Source organism: Streptomyces sp. LS1784 (assembly GCF_020103755.1).
Classification (GTDB): Bacteria; Actinomycetota; Actinomycetes; order Streptomycetales; family Streptomycetaceae; genus Kitasatospora.
This window is the reverse complement of record NZ_JAHSQD010000622.1, coordinates 1-4,549: the sequence shown is the minus strand read 5'-3', so window position 1 is coordinate 4,549 and position 4,549 is coordinate 1. Positions and strand designations below refer to the sequence as shown.

Genomic DNA, 4,549 nt, shown 5'->3' with positions numbered 1-4,549 from the left:
TCCACCGCCGTGCTGCTCGCGGCCGGCGTCGGCTTCGGCCTGGCCGGGGCGGCGTCCAGCGGCGACGGGGGCGCGTTCCTGCGGCTGACCGGCGCGGCGCTGGCCTTCGCGCCCGCCCAGTGGGTGACCGTGGGTTTCGCCGCGGCGGTGTACGGCTGGCTGCCCCGGGCCACGCCACTGGCCTGGCTGGTACCCGCGTACGCCTTCGTGATCGGCTACCTGGGCCCGCTGCTCGGCCTCCCCGCAGGACTGGACCGGCTCTCCCCGTACGGCCAGGTGCCCCGGCTCCCCGCGGCCGCGATGGACTGGACGCCGCTCGCCGTACTCACCCTGGTCGCGGCCGCTCTGATCGCCCTGGCCCTGGCCGGGTTCCGGCGCCGCGACGTCGACTGACGCCGGGCGCCGGGCCCGCGCCGGACGGTCAGAGGTGCTTGACCAGCTCCGGCATCAGGTCCTGGAAGGTCCGCCCGCCGGCCGGCTGGCCGATCGCCGTCATCTGCCAACCGGTCGCCGTGCGCTGCACCTTGGCCATGATCTGCGCGGTGTACGGCCCACCGCCGGTGAGCGTGTAGCGGGCCAGCTCGGTGCCGGTGGTCTCGTCCACGAGCCGGCAGAAGGCCGCCTCGACCTCCTGGAAGGTCTGCCCGGTGAAGGAGTTGACGGTGAAGACGATCTGGTCGACCTCGGCGGAGACGGTGGTCAGGTCGACCGTGATCGACTCGTCGTCGGTCGCGTCGCCCGCGCCGCCGACCAGGTTGTCCCCGCTGTGCCGGACCGAGCCGTCGTTGCTGTTGAGGTGCTGGAAGAAGACCACGTCCACCGGCCGTCCCTGGGCGAACAGCACCGCCGAGGCGTCCAGGTCGATCTCCCGGCCTGCGGCGAGCAGCTTGGCGAGGAAGCCCTTGCGCTCCGCCGCCTTCCAGCCGAGGCCCATCCGAACCAGGCTCAGCTGCCCACCCCCCGGCTTCTCCAGGCTGATCTTCTGCCCCTTGGCCAGCGAAACGCTCATCGCGTCCTCCTCGTTCTGCCACCGCCCGTGCCGCGAATCTACAGCACTGTAGAGAATTTATGATCATCGACGGTGCCCTGCCAGCACCTGTACCCCGTACTCCCCCGGACCTCACCCCGACAACGGTCCGCACACTGAGGGAACCGGCGCTCCGACGTCTGGCGTAGCCGCGGACCGCAGCCGGACGACCGGGGCGGCGCACGGTCTAGGGTCGGCCCCGAGGCGGCACCCGGCTGCAACGGCGCGCCGTCCGCGCACCGATCGCAGTGCTCACGACCGTTCCCGGGCCGTGCCGAAGCGCATCGGCCCACTCACGCTGGGGGGACCACCATGCCCGAGCAGCACGAAGGAACCGAACAGCACACAACACCGGAACGACCGGGGGGATCGCGCCTCGGCCGCCGGCGGCTGCTCCGGGCCGGCCTCGGCGCGGGCGGCGCACTGGCCACCGTCCGACTGCTGCCCGGCGGCACGGCCTGGGCGGCCGCGGCACCGGACACCGACCACGGCACCGCCCAGTACGACGGCAGCTGGCCCGCCACCACCCGGGCCGCCGCCCTGCGCACCACCACCTCCGCCCAGACCTGGCCGGACTGGGCCCGCTACGCCCGCATCGCCGACGGCACCTTCAACGAGCCCGCCGACATGCAGGGCGCCGTGGACGCCCTCAAGGCGCAGGAGGTCAGCGTCATCGAGCTGGACACCCTGCTCTCCGACTGGCTCACCGACGCCCAGTTCGCCGCCCACATGGCCGAGGTGAGGACGTTCACCGGCCTGGCCCACGCCGCCGGGCTCAAGGTCGTCATGTACTACCCGTCCCTGGAGCTGATCTCCCCCGGAGGCGAGAAGGGCCGCTCCTTCTACAAGAACGACCAGGGCAAGAACTGGGTCCAGCGCGACCTCGCCGGCAAGCCCAACGTGTTCTACGGCAGCGTGGTGGTCTGGGTCGACCCGGGCGACGAGAGCGTCTGGCTCAGCCCCAACTCGCCCTGGCGGGACTACTACCTCAAGCGGATCAAGGGCGTGGCCGCGACCGGCGTGGACGGTATCTGGCCGGACGTCCCGATCTACTTCGACGGCGTGCTCTCCTGGTGCGACGCCTCCACCTGGGGCGCGGCCGCGTTCAAGTCCGACACCGGCCTCGACCTGCCCAAGGCCGCGAACTTCGCCGACCCGGTCTTCCGCCGCTACGTCGAGTGGCGCCACCGCAACCTGCTCCGGTTCCAGCTGGACATCGCCGACGCGGGCCGTTCGGTCAACCCCGACCTGGTCACCTTCGTCGAGACCGTGTCGATGGACTACCGCTACGCCACCTCGATCGGCCTGGACGGCGGCTACCTGCGCCAGGCCCCCGGCGCCGTCAGCCAGGTCTGGGAGGTGGACATCCTCGGAAACTACGACGGCATGCGGCACGCCACCGCCTCCGACTGGGTCTGCCTGATCTCCATGTACAAGTACGCCCGCGCCGCCAGCGGCACCAAGCCGGCCTGGGCGTTCTCCTACGGCTGGCAGGCCGACGACGCCTCGCTGGTGATGTCCCAGCTGATCGCGGCCGGCTGCAACCCGTACGAGGTGAAGACCCCGTTCAAGAACGACACCGTGGACGCCGCGATGCGCACCCGGATGTACCGCTTCGTACGCACCAACCAGGCGAAGCTCTACGACCCGGTCTCGATCGCGCAGGTCGGCGTCTACCACTCCGCACCGTCCCGGGACTACGTGGCCCCGGGCGAAGGCAACGGGATGTACGTCAACGCCACGGCCCCGGCCGGGATCACCGACTGGTGGGGCGGCGACGACCCGCAGATGAGCTGCGCCTCGATCCCCTGGCTCGGCGAGTTCCGGGGCACCGTCAAGGCGCTGGTGTACGCCCACGTCCCGTTCGACACGGTTCCCAGCCCCGGCCTGACCGCCGACGACCTGGCCCGCTTCAAGGTCCTGCTGCTGCCCGACCTCCAGGCGGTCTCGGACGCCGAGGCGGCGCTGCTGCGCGGCTTCGTCGCGGCCGGCGGGACGATCGTGATCACCGGCCCGGCGCCCACCGCGCTGGACGAACTGGGCGGCCAGCGCAGCGAGTTCGCGCTCTCCGACGTGCTCGGCCTGCGCAGGGCCGACCCACTGCCCGCCACCAGGCAGAACTCCTACGGCAGCGGCAGCTGTTGGTACGTCAAGGCGCTGCCCGGGCTGAGCTACCTGACCAAGACCGACCAGGCCTCGGCGGACCAGCTTCTCACCGCCGTCCGGCAGTCCGCCCCGCCGGCGGTCACCCTGGCCGGGGACCGCCGGATCTTCCTGGACGCCCGGCGGCTCGGCGCGGACACCGTCGTCCACCTGGTGAACTTCACCAACTTCGGCGACACCCCGGCGGCGTTCCGCAGCACGCCCGCCAACTGCACGCTCTCCTACGCCCTCCCGGCCGGGGCGAGCGTCACCGCCGTCACCGTCGCCGGCCCGGACGGCACCGACCCGGCGCCCAAGGCCGTCCCGTACACCGTCACCGGCGGGACGGTCAGCGTGCCGCTGACCGTCGCGCAGTACTCGGTGGTGACGATCACCGTCGGTTAGCGACGGCCTCGCGGGGCACCGGGACACGCCAGAGGGCGGCGGGGTTGGCCTCGCCGCCCGGGGCGGACTCGAAGGCGATCCACTGCCCGTCCGGGGACCAGCTCGGCGCACCGTCGTAGGCGGTGTCGTCGCGGGTCACCCGGACGGGAGGGGCACCCGGGGTGCGGCCGTCCGCCGGGACCACGAAGACCTGGGCGTTCGGCAGGTCGCCCAGGTTGGAGGAGAAGACCAGGAAGCGGCCGTCCGGGGACCAGCTCGGATCGGTGTGCTCGCCCGGCGCTTCGGTGACCCGCCGCAGTCCGCCGCCGTCCGCGTTCACCGTCCACAGCGACCAGTCCTCGCGGCCCGCGCTCCGCCGCTGGAAGACGATCCGGTCGCCCTTCGGGGACCAGTTCGGCTGCCGGTTGTCGGTGCCGGTGCCCCGGCCGTCCACCAGTAGGACGGGCGCACCACCGCTGCGGCGGACCTTCCAGAGCGAGCCCTGCCCGGCGGTGTCGTCCTGCACCGCGGCGCGCTCCGGCTCCCGGCTCTGCTGGAAGACGATCCACTCGCCGTCCGGGGAGAAGCTCGGCTCGCTGTAGCCGCTGTCGTCGGCGTGGCTGGTCACCCGCTCGGGGGCGCCGCCCGGCCGCATCAGCCAGACCTCGTCGTGCCCGGACTCCCGGTCGGTGGCGAAGGCGAAGGCGTCGGCGGCGGCGTTCCAGCTGCTGCCGGGGAGGTTGACGGCCGCCTTGTCGGAATCCTCCAAGACCTTGCGCGGCGCGCCGCCGTCCAGCGGCAGGATGCCGAGGGCGGCGGCGCCCTTGTTGTAGCCCTCGCTGAACTCGGTCAACAGCACCGAGCGGCCGTCCGGGGCGAAGGCCGGGTTCTGCGCGCTGTGGCCGCCCCCGGCGCGGTAGAGCAGCCGGGCACCATCGGCGCGGCGCTCGGCACCGGCCGGGGTGGCGTCGGCCGACGGCGCACCGGTCACGGCCG

The 4,549-nt window shown here is 72.8% G+C and carries 3 protein-coding genes and 1 pseudogene; 2 read left to right on the top strand and 2 right to left on the bottom strand.

Annotated elements, in window-relative coordinates:
* A pseudogene (locus KS423_RS39155) lies at positions 1-393 on the top strand (ABC transporter permease); the annotation flags it as partial.
* 28 nt (positions 394-421) lie between these two features.
* Here the strand turns inward: KS423_RS39155 and KS423_RS39150 are convergent.
* Positions 422-1,009, bottom strand: a complete 588-nt coding sequence (locus KS423_RS39150; RefSeq protein ID WP_224284496.1) for a TerD family protein — start codon at positions 1,007-1,009, stop codon at positions 422-424.
* A 330-nt stretch (positions 1,010-1,339) separates the two neighbouring features.
* Here KS423_RS39150 and KS423_RS39145 point away from each other — a divergent pair, with 330 nt between their 5' ends.
* Positions 1,340-3,574, top strand: coding sequence for a hypothetical protein (locus KS423_RS39145; RefSeq protein ID WP_224284495.1), 2,235 nt, complete (start codon positions 1,340-1,342; stop codon positions 3,572-3,574).
* On the opposite strand, the gene KS423_RS39140 is transcribed toward KS423_RS39145, so the two are convergent.
* Positions 3,561-4,549 (bottom strand): hypothetical protein (locus KS423_RS39140; protein ID WP_224284494.1); only part of this gene is annotated, 989 nt, incomplete at its 5' end. The genes KS423_RS39145 and KS423_RS39140 overlap by 14 nt on opposite strands.

Bases quoted from the DNA above. Each gene is read 5' to 3' on its own strand.
- KS423_RS39150 (WP_224284496.1), bottom strand. From the start codon at position 1,009: ATGAGCGTTTCGCTGGCCAAGGGGCAGAAGATCAGCCTGGAGAAGCCG.
- KS423_RS39145 (WP_224284495.1), top strand. From the start codon at position 1,340: ATGCCCGAGCAGCACGAAGGAACCGAACAGCACACAACACCGGAACGA.